The 17576-nt window shown below is 74.5% G+C and carries 14 protein-coding genes; 5 read left to right on the top strand and 9 right to left on the bottom strand.

The window, feature by feature from the left end:
• Positions 1–3032 (top strand): condensation domain-containing protein (locus CCN39_RS15910; protein ID WP_244210805.1); only part of this gene is annotated, 3032 nt, incomplete at its 5' end.
• The gene (locus CCN39_RS15915) at positions 3029–4006 is read left to right on the top strand and encodes a 3-oxoacyl-ACP synthase (RefSeq protein WP_086842756.1); all 978 of its coding nucleotides are present in this window, start codon (positions 3029–3031) and stop codon (positions 4004–4006) included. The genes CCN39_RS15910 and CCN39_RS15915, both read left to right, overlap by 4 nt.
• A 47-nt stretch (positions 4007–4053) precedes the next feature.
• Here CCN39_RS15915 and CCN39_RS15920 read toward each other — a convergent pair whose 3' ends face one another.
• The 9 genes from CCN39_RS15920 to CCN39_RS15960 all read right to left on the bottom strand — a co-directional run bounded on the left by CCN39_RS15920 (position 4054) and on the right by CCN39_RS15960 (position 13974).
• Complete coding sequence (locus CCN39_RS15920; RefSeq protein ID WP_167455103.1) at positions 4054–5928, bottom strand: Calx-beta domain-containing protein; 1875 nt, start codon at positions 5926–5928, stop codon at positions 4054–4056.
• Between the two features lie 351 nt (positions 5929–6279).
• Positions 6280–7521, bottom strand: a complete 1242-nt coding sequence (locus CCN39_RS15925) for an NAD(P)/FAD-dependent oxidoreductase (RefSeq protein ID WP_086842760.1) — start codon at positions 7519–7521, stop codon at positions 6280–6282.
• A complete protein-coding gene (locus CCN39_RS15930) occupies positions 7518–9059 on the bottom strand; it encodes an FAD-dependent oxidoreductase (protein WP_086842762.1) in 1542 nt (513 codons plus the stop codon). The genes CCN39_RS15925 and CCN39_RS15930 overlap by 4 nt, the downstream gene beginning before the upstream one ends.
• Positions 9056–9787: a class I SAM-dependent methyltransferase gene (locus CCN39_RS15935; protein ID WP_086842764.1), complete on the bottom strand. Its 732-nt coding sequence runs from the start codon at positions 9785–9787 to the stop codon at positions 9056–9058. The genes CCN39_RS15930 and CCN39_RS15935 overlap by 4 nt, the downstream gene beginning before the upstream one ends.
• Positions 9784–10104, bottom strand: coding sequence for a lycopene cyclase domain-containing protein (locus CCN39_RS15940; protein WP_086842766.1), 321 nt, complete (start codon positions 10102–10104; stop codon positions 9784–9786). The genes CCN39_RS15935 and CCN39_RS15940 overlap by 4 nt, the downstream gene beginning before the upstream one ends.
• Positions 10101–10442 carry a lycopene cyclase domain-containing protein gene (locus CCN39_RS15945; protein WP_086842768.1) on the bottom strand — a complete coding sequence of 114 codons (342 nt, stop codon included), beginning with the start codon at positions 10440–10442 and terminating at the stop codon, positions 10101–10103. The genes CCN39_RS15940 and CCN39_RS15945 overlap by 4 nt, the downstream gene beginning before the upstream one ends.
• Positions 10443–11405 (bottom strand): phytoene/squalene synthase family protein, encoded by a 963-nt coding sequence (locus CCN39_RS15950; RefSeq protein ID WP_086842770.1) that lies wholly within the window; start codon positions 11403–11405, stop codon positions 10443–10445. It lies immediately after the preceding gene.
• Positions 11402–12877: a phytoene desaturase family protein gene (gene crtI, locus CCN39_RS15955; RefSeq protein ID WP_086842772.1), complete on the bottom strand. Its 1476-nt coding sequence runs from the start codon at positions 12875–12877 to the stop codon at positions 11402–11404. Before crtI ends, CCN39_RS15950 begins: the two co-directional genes overlap by 4 nt.
• A complete protein-coding gene (locus tag CCN39_RS15960; RefSeq protein WP_086842774.1) occupies positions 12874–13974 on the bottom strand; it encodes a polyprenyl synthetase family protein in 1101 nt (366 codons plus the stop codon). Before CCN39_RS15960 ends, crtI begins: the two co-directional genes overlap by 4 nt.
• Positions 13975–14374: 400 nt before the next feature.
• On the opposite strand from CCN39_RS15960, the gene CCN39_RS15965 reads away from it, so the two are divergent.
• The 3 genes from CCN39_RS15965 to CCN39_RS15975 form a co-directional block, all read left to right on the top strand.
• Positions 14375–15193 (top strand): carotenoid biosynthesis protein, encoded by an 819-nt coding sequence (locus CCN39_RS15965; protein WP_086842776.1) that lies wholly within the window; start codon positions 14375–14377, stop codon positions 15191–15193.
• Positions 15172–16272 (top strand): glycosyltransferase family 2 protein, encoded by a 1101-nt coding sequence (locus CCN39_RS15970; RefSeq protein WP_086842778.1) that lies wholly within the window; start codon positions 15172–15174, stop codon positions 16270–16272. The genes CCN39_RS15965 and CCN39_RS15970 overlap by 22 nt, the downstream gene beginning before the upstream one ends.
• The coding region (locus tag CCN39_RS15975; RefSeq protein WP_086842780.1) for a phytoene desaturase family protein at positions 16269–17576 on the top strand (1308 nt) is incomplete at its 3' end. The genes CCN39_RS15970 and CCN39_RS15975, both read left to right, overlap by 4 nt.

A 17576-nucleotide genomic window follows, 5' to 3' on the forward strand; every position in this document is an offset into this window, starting at 1 on the left:
TCGCGGTGCGGCCGCGCGGCGGCCCGCTGCCGCTGACGGCCGGGCAGGAACAGCTGTGGTACCTCGACCGGCTGAACCCCGGCAGCGCGCTCTACAACATCCCGCACGACCTGCGTCTCGCCGGCCCCTTGGACGAAGCCGCGCTCGCCGGTGCCGTGCAGGACCTCCTCGACCGCCACGAGGTGCTGCGCACCTGCATCCCCGACGACGACGGCGTGCCGTTCGCCCGGCTCGCCGAACCCGGCCCCCGGCTCGTCGTGCACGACCTGAGCACGCTGCCCGAAGCGGAGCGGACCGCGGCGGCGCACCGGCTGGCCGACGAGGAGGCCGTCCGCCCGTTCGACCTGGCCACCGGGCCGCTCGTGCGGATCACCCTGGTGCGCCTGGCCGAAGCCGACCACGTCCTGCTCTGGACCTACCACCACATCGTCTTCGACGGCTGGTCGCCGACGATCTTCTTCCGCGACTTCACCGAGCTCTACCGGGCGCGGCTGGCCGGCCGGGCGCCCGAGCTGCCGGAGCTGCCCTTCCAGTTCGCCGACTTCGCGGCCTGGCAACGAAACCGCCTGTCCGGGCCGACCCTCGAGCGCGGCCTGCGGTTCTGGCGCGAAGAGCTGGCCGGCCTGCCCACCGCGCAGCTGCCGCTGGACCGGCCGCGCCCGGCCGCCCAGAGCTTCGACGGCGACCTCGTCGAGTTCACCATCGCCGGACCGGCGGCCGAAGCGGCCCGCCGGTTCAGCCGCGAACACGGCGTGACGACGTTCGTCACGATGCTCGCCCTGGTCGACACGCTGCTGCACCGCTGGGCCGGGTTCACCGACGTCGTCGTCGGCGTGGCCACCTCCGGCCGGACGCACCCGGCGACGCACGACCTCATGGGGTACTTCAACAACCTGCCGCCGTTCCGCACCCGGGTCGAGGGGTCGCTGTCGTTCACGGACCTGGTCCGGCGCTGCGCGGACACCGTCGCGCAGGTCCTCGACCACGAGGAGATCCCCCTCGACAAGATCGTCTCGGCGGTGTGCGGGCCGCGCGAACCCGGCCGCCAGCCGCTGTTCGACGTCGCCTACACCTACCAGAACGTCCCGCAGGACACCGCCGAACTGGGCGGCCTCGGCTGCTCGCGGTTCGCCGAGACCGGCAACATCGCCGGGATCGCGCCGGGCACCGCGAAGTTCGACCTCACCGTCGGCGTCATCGACCAGCAGGACGGGCCGATGGACGGCTACTTCGAGTACGCCACCGCCCTGTTCGACCGCGAGACGGCCGACGCGCTCGCCCGCTTCCTGCCCGGCCTGCTCGACGCCGTGCTGCGCGAACCCGGCCGCGCACTCGATGCCCTGCCGGCCGTCGACGGCGAGCCGGTCCCCGCCACCACCCACCGGGAGCCCGCCATGACCGTAGCGTCCGTTGTGGACAGTGACACCGCCGCCCGCGCCGAGCGGGTTCTCGCCGCGATCTGCGCGGACCTGCTGACCGGCGGCGGCCCGGTCGGCCCGAAGGACAACTTCTTCGACCTCGGCGGCGATTCGGTGCTCGGCGTCCGGGTCGCCGCGCGGGCGGCCAAGGACGGCGTCCACTTCACCCCGCAGCAGCTGCTGCAGTGCCGCACGCTGGGCGAACTGGCCCGGGCCGCGGTCGTCGACGGCCCGGCGCCGGTGCCCGCGGCGCAGCCGGCGCCGGTGCCCGAGCCGCTCCGCGCGATCCCGCCGACCCCGATCATGCTCAGCTTCCTGCACCGGATGCCGGACGACGTCGGCGACTTCGTCGACGTGCACACCGTCGAGACCACTCCCGAGGTCGGCGGGGCCGCGATCCGGACGGCGATCGGGCAGCTGCTGACCCTGCACGAACCGCTGCGCTACCGGTTGCGGCGCAACGCACTGGGCGCCCGGCTCGAAATCGCGGACCTCACCGCGGCGGACGTGTTCGACACGAAGGTGCTGCCGCCGTTGACCCCCGACGAGGAACTCGGGATCGTCGCGGACGACTGCCTGGCGATGAAGGCGGAGATGGACCCCGCGCGCGGACCGCTGTTCCGCGTTCGCCACTACGACCGCGGCCGCGCCCGCGGCGGCCTGCTCGTCCTGCTGGTCAACCACTTCGTCTTCGACAACATGTCCACTGTGGTCGTCCTCGACGACCTCGACGTGCTGCTCGCCGACCTCACGGCGGGCCGCGTTCCCGCCTTGGCGCCCCGGCCGCCGCGATGGCGGGAGTGGGCCGGGCACCTGCGGGCGATGGCGGCGTCGGACGAGCTCGCCGGGGAACTGACCTACTGGACGGCGACCCTGCGGGCCGGCGCCGCGGCGGTGTCTCCTGCCGCCTCCGCGGGAAAGAGCACGTCGGCGGTGTCCCATGCCGCCGCCGCGGGAAAGAGCACGATCGGCGGCTCGCCGGGCGACGGCATCGCCGCCCGGACCCTGGCCGACCCCGCGGTCGCCACCCTGCTGGCCGCCGGGGGCGCGCACGGCCGGGAGGCGGCGCTGTGCGCGGTGTCCTGCGGCCTGGCCCGGTGGCAGGGCGCGCCGAGCGCGTTCGTGATGACCGAGGGGGAGGCCACGCCCAACCCGTTCCGGCTGGCCGGGCGCGGCCCGTCGGTGGGCTGGTTCACCACGCTGCACCCGCTGGTGCTGCCGGTCGAGCCGGGTACCGCGGCCCGGGACTGCCTGCCGGAGATCGCCGATCGCGCGCGGTCGGTGCCGAACGACGGCGTCGGCTACGGCGTGCTGCGGCACCTCTCGCCGGACTCGCCCGGGGTCGCCGGGCTGCGCGCCCTGCCCGAGCCGGAGGTGCTGGTGCTGCACGGACCGAGCGACACCTCCGCGTTCGACTCCGGCGTCCGCCTGCTGCGGACCCGCTGGGACCTGTCGGTGAACCTGAAACGCGCGGTCGCGTCCTGGTTCCCGCTGGTCGTCACGAGCGCGGTGCGGGACGGTGCGCTGCGGGTGGCCGTGGCGGGCGGCGTCGGCCAGGAGCGCCTGGACGCGCTCGCCGACGAAATCCTGGGCGCCTTCACCGAGCTCGCGTGATCGCGCTCGCCGCCTCGGCGTGGTACCTGCCGGAGAAGTTCCTGACCGTCGCCGAGCTGCCCTCGCTGTCCGATGCCGAACGCGCGACCTGCGCCGCGCTCGGCATCGAGCGCGTGCCCGCCGACGACACGCTGACCGCGGCCGACCTGGCCGCCCGGGCGGGCCGGCGGGCGCTGGCCTCCGCGGGCCTCGACGCCGGCGACGTCGACGTCGTCCTGACGGTGGAGCCGCGGGCCCCGCAGACGCTGGTCAGCTCGGAAGCCACCCGGCTGCAGGCGATGCTCGGCGCCGGGCGGGCGATGGCGTTTTCCGTCGGCGGCCTCGGCTGCGCGTCGCTCACCCCGGCGTTGCTCGTCGCGAGCGGGCTGCTGCACGCCGACCCGGGCCTGGCGAACGTGCTCGTCCTGCACGGCAGCAAGCCCGCGACACCCGGGCGCTACCGCCACCCCGTCACGGTGAACGGCGACAGCGGTGGCGCACTTCTGCTGCGGCGCCGGGGGAACCTCCGGATCCGGGACATCCTGCTGGAGACGAACGGCGCCTACGCGGACCTGTTCCGCGTCGAGTACCGCGACGAGGAGTTCGCCCGCTGGCGGGAGGAGTGCACCGACCCGGCGGCCTATTCGTTCCGGCTGGCCGTGGAGACCCGCAACCGGCTGCGGGCGCTGGTCACCCGCCTCCTCGGCCGCAACGGCCTGAGCCCGGCCGACGTCTCGTGCTACCTCGCGCAGAACCTGTCCACGGCCGCGTTCCGGAACTGGTCGGAGGCGATCGGCGTCCCGATCGCGAAAGCGTGCACCGGCAACCTGGCCCGCTACGGCCACCTCGGGCCCAACGACGTCTTCTTCAACCTTGCGAGCGCCCGGGAAACCGGGGAGTTCGACGGGCGGGCGGTGCTGCTCAACATCAGCCCGGCCGCGGCCTGGAGCGCCTTGCTCGTCACCACCGACGACACGACGGCCCACGAGCTGTGAGCCCCGGGGCGGGCGGGCGAGCCGCCCGCCCCGGGTGGTTCACCGGGTCACCCCTGGCAGGGGTTGCCCGCCGGGTGCGCGGCGGTGCCGTGCACGTCGGCCTGGGACTCCGCGAGCACGATCTTCGCCAGCGGGGTCTCCAGCGCGACGGCCTGCTGCTTCACGACGCCGTTCACGATGGTCTGGCCGTTCAGCTTCAGCGAGCCGACGACCAGCGCGATGGTCAGCGGTGCCGAGCCGACCGTGACCGAAGCGCCGTTGATCTTCAGCGACGCGACGTTGGAGCTGCCGGTCAGCGCCGGGGCGAGCCCGCCCGGGGACGGCTGGCAGGTCGCCGCCGCCTGGGACTGGATCACGCCCAGCTCGATGGTCAGCCCGACCGTGCTGATCACCGTCTTGTCGATCTTGGCCGACGCCTGCGCGTGGTCACCGGCCGCCGGAGCCGCCGACTGGTTGTCGGGGGCCAGGTCGGTCGAGGACGTCAGCGCGTGGGTCTGCACCTTGATCAGGCCGGCGTTGAGCGTCGCGTCGAGGACGGTCTTGCTGTCGTCGGCGCAGGGCAGGTTCGCCGGGTTCGCCACGGCCGCGGTGATGCCGATGACGTTCGCGGCGGTGCCGGTGCAGGAGAAGACGCCGTCCCGGTCGTCGTCGACGATCGTGCCGACCCCGACCGGGTCGATCAGCCCGGCGCCGGACGGGGCCGACAGGGTGACGGTGAACGTCTCGTTCGGCTCGTCGACGGTGTCCGGGTTGACCAGGACGGTCACCGGCTTGGCCGTCTCACCGGGCGCGAAGGTCACGTCACCGCTCGCCGCCTGGTAGTCGGCCGGCGCGGTCGCCGTGCCGTTCGCGGTGGCGTAGTGGACCGACACCGGGTTCGAACTGGCACCACCCAGCAGCGACACGGTGAAGGTGGCCGGCACCGGCGCGCCGCCGGAGCCCTCGTTCACCGTGACGTCGCCGATGCTCAGGCCGAGCACCCGCACGGTCGTCGTCTCGACGTACCCGCGGGACATCCCGTCGACCTGGTAGTCGACCGTGCAGTGGTAGGTGCCGGGCGCGGCGTCGGCCTTGGCGGCGACGGTCTCGGTGAACGTCGCGACGTCCCCGCTGGCCACCTTGACGCTCGCCGGGGCGTTGGTGAGCGTCAGCTGCGGGTCGCAGCTGGTGACCTTCGGCGTGACCGTGACCTCGATGGACTTGATGCCGTCGAGGATGGCCTTCGACACCTGGTCCGACGGCACGTTGTTCAGCAGCACGCCGCCGGTGGCCGTGGCGATGGCGCTCGCCTGGCCGTCGGCGTCCAGGTTGCCGACGTTGACCGCGACCACGCGGACCTTCGCCGCCTTGAGCGCGTCGATGGTCTGCGCCAGGGTGTGCCCGCCGCTGGGATCGTGCGACGGCGCGTCGCCGAACCAGGCGACGATGCGGGTGCCGTCCGGGCGGAAGGTGACCGCGCCGGTGGCCAGTTCGTAGAGGGCGTTGAGGTCGGCTTCCGGGAAGTCGCCGCCACCGCTCGCCGACCACTGGTCGATCCCGGCCTGCACCGCGGCGGTGTTGCCGGTGATGCCCTGGTTGACCTTGAACGGCACGGAGTCGGTGAAGTCCTTGTACTCGGCGACGCCGAACTGGGCGGTCGGCTGCGCGGCGAGCACGTCCCCGGTGATGGCACCGGCGTTCGTGCGGACGTTGGTGATGGCGCCGGCCATGCTGCCGGTCGTGTCGGCGAGCAGCACGAGGTCGGGGTTCGGGGGGACGGCGGAGGTGGTGACGTGCTTGGTGACGGTGGTGCTCTGCCCGGCGGAGAGCGTGAGATCGACGGTGGCCGGATCGACGCCCGGCGGCGCCGCGGCCGCGACGGCGGCCGGGGTGAGCAAGGCACTGACCGTGGTCAGCGCGACGAACAATGATCTCCGCGACATGACTTCCCTTCCGAAAGGCCGGATTGCTGCGGGTTGCCTCGGGAAGACGGAAACCGTCGGATTTCGTTAGCAGGCGGGGAAAACGTCACCCGGAGCGCCCTGTGTCAAGGCGCTCAACGGGGCACGGCGGCGGTTCCGGGCTACGTAAACCAGGGCTGCGCTGGGCCGGAAAACGCGGATCGCCGCAGGGGTTTCACTCGTTCCGGCGACGTCCCGGCACGGCGGGTGCCGGGTGATCTCCGGGAACGAGGCGGTTTTCGCGGTGCGGAGAGCGAATTTCCGCCCGGATGTCGTAATGCCGGACGGGTTCAGCGGCCCGCGGCCTGGCCGGTTCGTGCGGCCCGGACGGGTTCAGCGGTCCGCGCGGCCCGGCTTGCCGAAGTCGGCGAGGACCGTGCGGGCCGCCCGCGTTCCCGAGGCCAGCGCCCCTTGCAGCGAGCTCGTGTCCCGGTGGTCGCCGCACACGTACACGCCCTCGCCCAGCCGCACGTCACGCCGGAGCTCGTGCGGGGGCGGCATCGCCGGCAGAGCGTGGCCGATCTCGTACCGGGCGACCAGCGGCCAGCGCGTCGCGTCCGTGCGGTACATCCGGCCCAGCGCCCGGCGCACCTCGTCCTCCGGCAGCGCCGTCAACGCCGACGCGCTCACCAGCGCCGTCCCCGGCGGGGCGTAGGTCGGGCACACCTCGCTGACCACGCTCGTGTTGACGACCGGCCCGCCGCGCGCGTCGATCACGATCACCGGTTCGCGCAACGGGGACCGCGGTGGGGCGAAGTACCACGTCGTCCCGCTGTTCCAGCGTGGCTCCGCGACGCCGGCGAGGCGGGCGGCCGTGGAGCCGTCGGTGGCGACGACGATCGCGCGAGCCGGCCAGAGCGCACCGTCGGCCGAGCGGACGCGACCCGGGCGGACCTCCTCGACCGGGGTGCCCAGGTGGACGGCCGACGTCGGCAGCGTCCGGGCGAGCTGCCGCGGGAGCTCGCCCATGCCCAGCGCCGGCAGCGACGGCGCCGACCGCAGGAAACTGCGCCACACCAGCTGGAAGAACCGGGCCGAGGTGGTCAGCTCGCGCTCCAGGAACACCCCCGAGAGGAACGGCCGGAACACCGTCTCCACGGCCCGCTCGGACACCCCCGCCCGCCGCAGCTCGTCGGCCGTCGTGCGGTCGTCGCGGTCGATGATCGCCTTCGCCGGCCCCGCGGCGACGCGGGCGGACAGCGCGCCGAGCGCGGCCAGGTCCTTCGCCGACAGGTAGCGCCGGGCCACGATGTCGCGCAGCGCCTTGGGCGTGTCGATCGGGTGTCCGAGCAGCGCGACGCGGTCGTCGTCGGCCACCCGGACCGCGCGCCGGAACCGGCCGAGGTCGAGGGCGTCGACGTCGGCCAGGCGCCGGATGGCGGGGTAGGCCGGGTTGAGGATCTGGAACCCGCGGTCGAGCCGGAAACCGTCGACGACGTCGGTGCGCACCCGGCCGCCCACCTCGTCCGAGGCCTCCAGCACCGCGCACGGCACCCCGGCCCGGTGCAGCGTGATCGCGGCGGCCAGCCCGGCGAGCCCGGCGCCGACGATGACGACTTCGTGCACCGGGCTCACCCGCCGAAGGACTTCGTCGCGGCGAGCCGGTTGAGCAGGCCGAGCCGGCCACGGTTGGGCACCGAGCGCAGCGGGTGCCCGGCGAGGCCCCAGCCCGCCAGGAGCGTGTTGGCCGCGGCCCAGCCGGTCGTCGCCGCGCGTTCCATCAGCGCCACCGGGAGGTCGATCCGCACGCCGTCGCCGGCCAGGGCCAGCGCCGGGTCGGGGGTCTCGACCGTCGGGCGGCGGGCGAAGTCGCCCAGGCCGAACAGCGGGCAATCCTCGCGCCACAGCGAGATCGACGCCGTCACCCGCGCACCGAGCGTCTCGGGGTAGATCGCGTGCAACCGGTCGTCGACCGCCTTCACCAGCGTCTCGCGGTCGTCGGTCGTGGCCGCGTACGCGTGCAGCTCCACGACCGAGCCGCCGGTGCGGGCCGCCCAGCGGCGGGCCTCGCCCTCGTAGCGGTCCAGCAGGCTGATGTTGTCCAGCGGTGGCACGCTCCCGGTGCCCAGGAAGGGCGGCCGGGCGGGGTCGACCGCCCGGTCGAGCCAGAGCCGGCGGACGAGGAACGGCGGTGCCGTGCGCAACCCCGCCACGGCGGCCCGCCACGACGGTGTCCCGACCGTGGGCGACGCGTCGACGATCGCCTGCAGCCCGCGCACGGTACAGGCGAGCACGACGCTGTCGAACCGCGCGGTGTCGCCCTCCGTCGTGACCGCGAACCCGTCGGCGGTGCGCTCGAGGGACACGACCGGGGTGCCGGTCCGGATCGTCACCCGGCGGTCGGCCAGGTAGCCGGCGAGGGGATCCCACAGCGCCTGCGGGAACGGCTCGGTCGGCACGTCGAACACCAGGCCTTCGCTGGAGCCCAGGAAGTACAGGTGGAACATGGTCGCCAGTTCCGCTGCCGACAGCTCGCGCGGATCGGCGAAGAAGCTGCGCGAGAACACCTCGAACGCCAGGTGCTTGGCCGCGTCCGGGAAGTTGATCGCGTCGAGGAAGCTCGCGGCGTCGATGCCGTCGAGCCGGTGGTAGGTCTCCGGGACGCTGACCGTCGCCAGCGGCAGGGCGCCGCGGCCGTTGATCCGCACCAGGTCCCGCGGGGTGAACGTCGGGCTGCGCCAGGCGAACGCCAGCGCGTTCCACGGCGGCGTCCGGGGGAGACCCGCGAACGTGTCCGTGCGGCCCTCGGCGTCCAGCAGCGGGTAGTCGGCCAGCGGGGCCAGCCGGTCGAGCCCGGGATCGGTGCGCGTGAGCAGCGCCCGCAGGTTGTAGTACTGGCGGAAGAAGGCGTGGAAGCCCCGGCTCATGGTGACGCCGGTGCCGTCCGGCAGCCGGTCCGCCCAGCCGCCGACGCGCCCGCCGAGGTGGGTGTCGCGCTCGAAGAGCGTCACCGTGACGCCCCGCTCGGCCAGCCCGGTGGCCGCGGTGAGGCCCGCGATGCCGCCGCCGATCACCGCCGCGGCCGGGCGCCGGCCGAGCAGCCCGGCGTCGGCCAGGCCGGGCGGGGCCGGGTGCGTCTCGATCCGGCGGTCGGTGCCGAGGGGGCGGGTCACGGGTGCTCCTGCGGGTTGGTGCCGAGGACGGTGTGCACGATGCCGTTCTGCCAGCCGGGCACGGTGGCGGTGCGGACGCCGGTGAAGCCCGCGTCGGTGAGCCGGCCGGCGAGCGCGGCGATCCCGTCGAATTCCAGGACGCTGCGGCGCAGGTGGCGGTAGAGGGTCGCGTCGCCGGTGGTGACCTTCCCGAGCGGGATGATCACGCCCGCGCAGACCGCGTTCCACACCCACCGGGCGCGCCGCGAGTCGTGGACGGAGTACTCGTGGACCGCGATGCGGCCGCCGGGCCGCAGCAACCCGCGCAGCCGCCGCAGCTGCCGGGTCGGCTCGGTGAGGTTGCGCAGCAGGTACGCCGCCAGGATCGCGTCGAACGGGCCCGAGACGCCGTCGAGATCCTCGACCGGCGTGTGGACGAAGGTGACCCCGTCCGGCCAGTCCTTCGCCCCGGCCTGCGCGAGCATCTCCCCGGAGGCGTCGAACGCGGTGATTTCCGCGCCGGGGGCGACGGACACCAGCGCCGCCGTCGACGCGCCGGTGCCGCAGCCGGCGTCCAGCAGCCGAAGGCCCGTCCCGTCCGGTGGCAGTCCCAGCCGCTGTGCCGAAAGCCGGAGGTGCTCGTGGTAGCCCGGGTTGGCGCCGACCAGCCGGTCGTACCACCGCGCTTCGGTGTCGAAGGCCGACGGCACCGCGCCGCGGGGGAGGCCGTCCTTGGCCATCGCGTTCATGCTTGCTCCTCCCGGGGGCCGGTGCGTTCCCACACGAGCAGCACCGCGGTCACCAGCGCGTAGCCGAAGAGGAAGTCTTCGACCGGGATGTCCCACGGGAAGCGCCAGCCGGTGATGTGCTGCGGGGCGTAGCGCACGATCGGGGCGGAGAGCTTGGTCAGCCAGCCGTCCACCGGGATCTGGAACGCCGTCACGATGACGATCGTGACCCAGTAGGCGGGCCGGCGGAACAGGCCCGTGCGCAGCAGGAAGAGCTCGGCCAGCACGACCGCGGCCACCGCGGCGACCACCGGCACGGTGTAGCCCCACGGGATCACCGGCGGACCTCCTGCCGGCCGAGCCGCCGCAGCACCGCGAGGGTGAGCTGGACGATTTCGTAGGTCAGCACCCCGCAAACGGGGATCACCGCGAAGAACAGGATCTCCTCCAGCGGGACGGCGAACGGCGCGCGGATGCCGGTGACGTGCCCGGGCGCGTAGTCCCAGACACCGCCGGCGATCGCCAGCGCGTCCCAGACGAGGAACACCAGCGCGACCGGCAGCACCGCGCGCGCCAGCCGCCGGGGTTGCCGGTAGACGCGGGCCCCGGCGAGCTCCAGCGGCAGGGTGACCAGGACGCACGCGGCCAGCACGAGGAGGTATTCGGCCTTGCCCACTCAGCCCACCGCCATCGGGAGCGCCGGCGCGGGGTGGCGCCGCCGGGCCCACTGCGTCCGCGCGACCGCCCCGCACGCCACCGCCAGCCGCTGCCCGCGGGACACCGCCGCGCGCCCGGCGAAGACGTCGTGGCCGGCGTCCTCGATGCGGCCGAGGATGCCGCCGTACAACCGCGCCGCCGTGGCCACGCACGGGCGGGAGACCGGGTGCAGCATGGCGATGCCCGGCCGGGCCTCGGCGTAGACGTCGCGGGTGACGGCGATCTGGCTGCGGATCGCGGCCCGGACCGGCTGATCGGCCTTTCCCAGCTTGGCGCACCACGCCAGCCGGTCGCGGTCGACGCCGTGCGCGGCCAGTTCGTCGGCGGGCAGGTAGACGCGGCCGCGGGCCAGGTCCTCGGCGACGTCACGCAGGAAGTTGGTGAGCTGGAAGGCTTTCCCGAGCGCGGCGGCCCGCGGCTCGGCCTCTTCGCGCGGGGCGACGGTCCCGAGCACCGGCAGCACCTGCAGCCCGATCACCTCGGCCGAGCCGTGCACGTACGTGTCGAGCTCCTCGCGGGTCGCGTAGCTGCCGACGCTGAGGTCCATCCGCATCGACGTGAAGAACGCTTCGAAGTACGCCTTGGGGAGGGTGTACCGGGTCGCCGTGTCGATCACGGCGGTGAGCAGCGGATCGTCGCTCGCGCCGGCGTCGAAGTCGGCGAGGAAGCGCTTTTCGACCTCCTGCAGGCGCCTGCCGAGCGATGCGGGCGTGGCGTCGTCGTCCGGTTCGTCGACGATGTCGTCCAGCCGGCGGGCGAAGCCGTAGAGCGCGTGGATCGCCGGCCGCTGCGCCGGGGTCAGCAGCCGCGTCGCGAGGAAGTACGTCCGGCCGTGCCGGGCGTTGAGTTCGCGGCACCACGTGTAGGCCGCGCGCAGCCGGGGCTCGCGGATGCCGGCGGCGTCGAGTTCACGTCGGGTCATCGGGTCCCTCCGGTGATCCGGTCGGCAGCCAGTCTGCCGGAGATGAGCACGGTCGGCACGCCGACGCCGGGCACCGTGGCGCCGCCGGCCAGGACGACGTTGTCCGTCCCGCGGGGGAGGTTCCGCGGCCGGAACGGGCCGGTCTGGCCGAAGGAGTGGGCGTAGCTGAAGGGTGTCCCGGCGACCAGGCCGCGGTCCGCCCACTCGGCCGGGCCGATCACGTGCGTGAAGTCCGGTGCGAAGCCGGGGAGCAGCCGAGCCCGGGCGACGTCGAGGACCTCTTCCGCGTAGGCGCCGGTTTCGGCCGCCCAGTCCGCGGGGCCGCGGTCGAGGTTGGGCACCGGGGCGAGCACCGAGTAGAGCTGGCGCCCGGGCGGGGCGAGCCCGGGATCGGCCGCGGTCGGCCGCGTGATCAGCAGCGACGGATCGCTCATCCGCCGGCCCTGGACGATGAGCTCGTCGAAGGTCGACCGCCACCCGTGCCCGAAGGAGATCGTGTGGTGCGCGACCTCGGGGTGGGTGGCGGGGCCGCCGGCGTGCACGACGAGCGCGGACGGCGCGGCCCGCAGCGCGACCGGCCGGCGTGGCTGCCGGCCGAGCAGCCGGTAGCTCTCGGGCAGTTCGGTGGTGAGCACGACGGCGTCGCAGGGGTGGCGCGCCCCGGCGGCGGTGCGGACCGCGGTGACCCGGGACCCGGCGCGTTCGAGCTCGCTGACGGCGTCGCCGTAGCCGAACTTGACCCCGGCGTCGGCCGCGACCCGGGCCAGCGCCTGCGGCAGCGCGGCGATGCCGCCGGCCGGGAAGTAGACCCCGCCGACGGTGTCCATGTAGGAGATCACCGCGTACAGGGCGAGGGCCCGCATGGGGGATTCGCCGGCGTAGAGCGCCTGGAAGGTGAAGACCCGCTTGAGGCGTTCGTCGGTGAGGAAGCGGCCGACCCGGCCGTCGAGCCGGCGGAAGCCGCCGAGGGCGACGAGCCGGGCCAGTTCGGGCCGGATCATGCCGAGCGGGGAGTCGATGTTGGCGTCGATGAACCGGCCGAATTCGGCTCGGTAGAGCCGGGTGAGCCAGTCGCGCAGCCGGGTGTAGCCCGCGGCCTCGGCCGGGCCGGCGAAGTCGCGGACGGCGTCGGCCATGGCGGCGGCGTCGGTGTGGACGGGCAGCGTGCTGCCGTCGGCGAACTGGGCGACGTAGGCGGGATCGAGCCGGGCGAGCGGCAGTTCGGCGGCGAGCTCGGCCCCGACGGCGGCGAAGGTGTCCTCGAGGATCGAGGGCATGGTGAGGACGGTGGGTCCGGTGTCGAGCAGGTAGCCGTGCGTCTCGACGCGCCCGGCCCGGCCGCCGGGGCCGGGATCGCGTTCCAGGACGGTGACTTCCCGCCCGCGGCCGGCGAGATGCAGGGCGGCGGCCAGGCCGGCCAGCCCGGCGCCCACGACGACGACGCGGTTCGCCGGTCCGGGCACGGTTTTCATCGGTCGCGCTCCGTGCAGCGGGCCGCCAGGGCCGCCAGCAGGTCACCCGCGTGCCGCGGGACCACCGCCGGGTCGATCGCCGCCAGGGCCTTGTCCGCCCGCTCGCGGATCAGCTCGCCCATGCGCTCCCGCGCGCCCGTCGCCACGATCAGCTCCCGCCAGCGCGAAACCGCCTCGTCGTCCACCGTTTCCAGCTCCAGCAGCTCGGCGAACTCGGCCTGCCGGCGGCGGTCGGCCATGGCCGCGGCCAGCACGATCACGCTGGAGGCCTTGCGCTCGCGCAGGTCCTGGCCGGCCGGCTTGCCCGTGACCGACGGGGCGCCGAACACGCCCAGCAGGTCGTCGCGCAACTGGAACGCCTCGCCCACCAAGCCGCCGAACTCGCTCAGGCCCGACAGCACCTCCGGACCGCAGCCGGCCAGGGCCGCGCCGAACTCCAGCGGGCGGCGGACGGTGTAGTTGCCCGACTTGCGGCGCAGCACGTCGAGCAGGGTGTCCCAGCTGGGCAGCGCCCGCGCGTCGTTGACCAGGTCGGCGAGCTGGCCGACCGCCAGCTCCGCCCGCATCGCGTCGTAGTGCGGCCAGCCTCGCGCCAGCTGCTCCGCCGGCAGCCCGCTCTCGCGCAGCATCTGCTCGGACCACACCAGGAACAGGTCGCCGACCAGGATCGCGGCGGACTCGCCGAACCGCGGCGCGGAACCCGCCCAGCCCTGCTCCTCGTGCCACCGGGCGAACCGGACGTGCAGCGCGGTGCGGCCCCGGCGCAGCTCCGAGCCGTCCATCACGTCGTCCTGGACGAGCGCGAAGCAGTGCAGCAGCTCCAGCGCGGCGGCCGCGCGGATCGCGGCATCGGATTCGGGTTGCCCGCACCGCCAGCCGACGTACGCGAACAGCGGGCGGAGACATTTTCCGCCCGCGACGAACTCCGGCACGGCGGTTTCCGCAAGTGCTCCCTCGCTGCGTCCGGAGAAATGCTCTTTCGCCCGCTCGCCCACGAATCCGTGCGCTTCGGCGAGGCAGCGGCGGCCCAGCGCGTCCAGCCACTCGGCGGGCGCGTCGTCCACGGGGGCCACCCCCGTCGTCGTGGTCGCGGTCATCCGGCGCCCTCCCGCTGTCGCACTGTCGGCCTATTCGATTCGCAACCGTTTCACATGTGGTGTAGCTTGTCCACTGGAACCCGGTGAACACCGGACAACTCCACCGAATCCGCTGGCTGTGCCCGGTGGTCGCCGAACGTTGCGTGGTGGGGTGCATCGGTGCTGAATCGGACGTGACCTTCCTGTGGACGGGACAGCGATGCCACACGCCGTCCCGGCGGGCCCGCCGTCCTCCCCTCGGACGCGGGCCCCGCACCCGGCGGCGCCCCGCCCACAACCGGGCGTCGCCGGGTGCTCGTCGTGCCTTTTCCTGCCCATTTGTCGTCGATTATCGGAGCGGTCGGAAAAATCGAGACCAATGACGGCGTGACATTCGCCGCCGGTCTATTCTGTTTCGGTGATGGTTTCGCGGACTGCCGCATTCACCCGTCTCCGTCCCGCCCCGCCCGCACTGGCCGCGTGGCTCTGCGCCGCGGCGGCGGTGCTCTGCCAGATCCTCTACTCGGTGACCGACCCCGGCGGCCGCACGCCGCTGACGGTGCTCACGGTGCTGTGCTTCGCGGCGGCGTCGCTCGCCGACGCGTGGTCCCGCTGCGGCGCCCGTGCGGCGGCCACGCTGGCGGTCGTCGCGGGCGGTGGCGGGCTGCTGGCCGAGGTGACGGGGCTGCACACCGGATTCCCGTTCGGGCGCTACACCTACACCGACCTGCTCGGCTGGCCGATCGCCGGCGTCCCGGGCATCGTCCCGCTCGCCTGGCTGATGATGGCGTGGCCGGCCTTGCTGGCCGGGCGCGCGCTGGCCGTGAAGCCGGCCGGCGTGGTCGCGGTGGCGGCGTGCGCGCTGGCGGCGTGGGACGTCTTCCTCGACCCGCAGATGGTGGACGAGGGGTACTGGATCTGGTCCTCGCCCGAGCCGTCGCTGCCGCTGGTGGACGGGATCCCGGCGACGAACTTCGCGGGCTGGCTGCTGGTCGCCGTCGTCATCCAGGCGGCGTTGCACCACTGGGCGCCCCGGCCGCCCGACCCGTTCCCGGGCCCGGCCGCCGGTCCGGCGCCGGCGTTGTACCTCTGGACGTGGTTTTCGTCGGTGTGGGCGCACTTCGCGTTCTTCGGCAGGCCCTGGGTGGCCGTCGCCGGCGGCGTGCTCATGGGCGCGGTGGCGGTGCCGTTCGCGGTCCGGCTGGGGAGGGGATTCCGATGGGCTCGCGTTTCCGCGTGATCGTCCGGGCTGCCGCCGTGGCCGCGGTCGCCGGCGCCGCGCACGCGGCCCGCAACGCGCGGATCGTCCGGACACCGCGCGAGGGGCCGGTCCGGTGCCGCGAGGCCGTGTCGATCCTGCTGCCGCTGCGCGACGAAGCCGGGCGCGTCGGCCCGGCCCTGCGGTCCCTGCTGGCGCAGCGCGGGCTCGACGACGTCGAAATCCTGGTGCTGGACGACTGTTCCACCGACGGGACGGCGGAGGTCGTCCGCCGGATCGCCGGGCCGCGGGTCACGCTGCTGACCGGCGCCGAGCCACCGCCGGGGATGCTGGGGAAGCCGCACGCGTGCCACCAGCTGGCCCAGCGGGCCCGGGGGAGCGTGCTGGTCTGCGTCGACGCGGACGTCGTGCTGGCCCCCGGCGCCGTCGCGGCCGCGGTTTCCCTGCTGCGCGAAGCGGATCTCGACGCGGTGTCGCCGTTTCCGCGCCAGCACGCCGAAGGGCTCGGGGCCCGGCTGGTGCAGCCGCTGCTGCAGTGGTCGTGGCTCGTGCTGCTGCCGTTGCGCCTCGCCGAGACGTCACCACGGCCGTCGCTCGCCGCGGCCAACGGCCAGTTCTTCGTCATCGACGCCGCGATGCTGCGCAAGTGCGGCGGTTTCGCGGCGGTCGCGGGCGAGGTGCTGGACGACATCGCGTTGATGCGCGCGGTGAAACGCGCGGGCGGCCGCGGGGTGGTCGCCGACGGCAGCCGGGTCGCGGAGTGCCGGATGTACGCGACGTGGGCGGAGTTGCGGGAGGGCTACACGAAGTCGCTGTGGTCGGCGACCGGCTCGGCGCCGGCGGCGGTGGCGATCGCCGGGCTGCTCCTCGCGGTGTGGGTGCTCCCGGCGGTGGCCGCGGTGGGGGGTTCGCGGGCCGGGCTCGCCGGGTACGCGGCGGGCGTGGCCGGGCGGGTCGTGACGGCGCGGCGGACCGGGGGGCGCGTGTGGCCGGACAGCCTGGCCCATCCCGTTTCGGTGCTCGCGCTGGCCGGGCTGATCGGGCGGTCATGGCGGGCGCGGGCGACGGGCCGGCTGGTGTGGAAGGGACGTTCGGTGTGAGCGACGTCGTCGTGGTCGGCGGCGGCATGGGCGGCCTCGCGTCGGCGGCCCGGCTCGCCGCGGCCGGGCACCGGGTCACCGTGCTGGAGCGCTCGGCGTCGTGCGGCGGCAAGCTCGGCACCTACACCCGGGACGGCTTCACCTTCGACACCGGCCCTTCGCTGCTCACCCTGCCCTCGGTCTACCGCGACCTCTTCGCGGCCACCGGCGCCGACCTGGACGAGCTCGTCGACCTCGTCCCGGTCGACCCCGCCTGCCGCTACCGGTTCGCCGACGGCACCGAACTGGCCGTCCCCCACGAGCGCGCGGCGGTGCCCGGCGCGCTCGAAGCCGCCTTCGGTCCCGGCGCCGGCGCCGAGTGGCGCGGGCTCATGCGGGACGCCGAGCGGCTCTGGAGCCTGGTCGGCGAGCCGGTGCTGCGCCGTCCGCTCAACGGCACCGGTGATCTCCTCCGGCACGCCAGGGGAGTCCGGGACCTGATGGCGATCGCGCCCTGGCGGACGCTGCGGGGGATCGGACGTCGCCGGCTGAGCGATCCCCGCGCCCGGATGCTCCTCGACCGCTACGCGACCTACACCGGCTCGGACCCGCGGCGGCTGCCCGCCGTGCTGAGCGTCGTCCCGTTCGTGGAACAGGAGTTCGGCGCCTGGCACGTCCGCGGCGGCCTGCGCCGGCTGGGGGACGCGCTGGTGGGCCGGCTCGTCGCCCTGGGCGTCGACGTCCGGACCAACGCCGAGGTCACCGCGATCGAGACCGGCCCGGCGGGCGTCCGCGGGGTCCGGCTGGCGGACGGCGAACGGCTCGCGGCCTCGATCGTCGTCGCCAACGCGGACGCGGCGCACGTCTACGGCGACCTGCTCGACGACCCCCGCACGCGCCGGCCGCGGCAGGCCCTGCGGCGGACGCAGCCGTCGCTGGCGGGGTTCGTGCTGCTGCTCGCGCTGCGCGGCACGACACCGGATCCCAGCCACCACCGCGTGCTCTTCCCGGCCGGCTACGACGCCGAATTCGACGCGATCTTCGGCCGCGCGCCCCGGCCGGTCGACGACCCGGCGGTGTACGTCTGCGCACCGAGCGACTCCCAGCTGCACCCGCCGGGCTGCGAAGCGTGGTTCGTGCTGGTGAACGCCCCACGCCACGATCCGGCGGCCGGGGTCGACTGGACACTGCCGGGCCGGGCGGAGCGGTACGCGGACCGGGTGCTCGAGGTCCTCGCCGCGCGGGGGCTGGACGTGCGAGACCGGTTGCGGTGGCGCGAAATCCGCACACCGGCCGACGCCGAACGCGACACCGGCGCGCCGGGC

It is taken from the genome of Amycolatopsis kentuckyensis (genome assembly GCF_002155975.1).
Taxonomy (GTDB): Bacteria; Actinomycetota; Actinomycetes; order Mycobacteriales; family Pseudonocardiaceae; genus Amycolatopsis; species Amycolatopsis kentuckyensis.

Bases quoted from the DNA above. Each gene is read 5' to 3' on its own strand.
- CCN39_RS15920 (WP_167455103.1), bottom strand. From the start codon at position 5,928: ATGTCGCGGAGATCATTGTTCGTCGCGCTGACCACGGTCAGTGCCTTG.
- CCN39_RS15935 (WP_086842764.1), bottom strand. From the start codon at position 9,787: ATGAACGCGATGGCCAAGGACGGCCTCCCCCGCGGCGCGGTGCCGTCG.
- CCN39_RS15950 (WP_086842770.1), bottom strand. From the start codon at position 11,405: ATGACCCGACGTGAACTCGACGCCGCCGGCATCCGCGAGCCCCGGCTG.
- crtI (WP_086842772.1), bottom strand. From the start codon at position 12,877: ATGAAAACCGTGCCCGGACCGGCGAACCGCGTCGTCGTCGTGGGCGCC.
- CCN39_RS15960 (WP_086842774.1), bottom strand. From the start codon at position 13,974: ATGACCGCGACCACGACGACGGGGGTGGCCCCCGTGGACGACGCGCCC.
- CCN39_RS15965 (WP_086842776.1), top strand. From the start codon at position 14,375: ATGGTTTCGCGGACTGCCGCATTCACCCGTCTCCGTCCCGCCCCGCCC.
- CCN39_RS15970 (WP_086842778.1), top strand. From the start codon at position 15,172: ATGGGCTCGCGTTTCCGCGTGATCGTCCGGGCTGCCGCCGTGGCCGCG.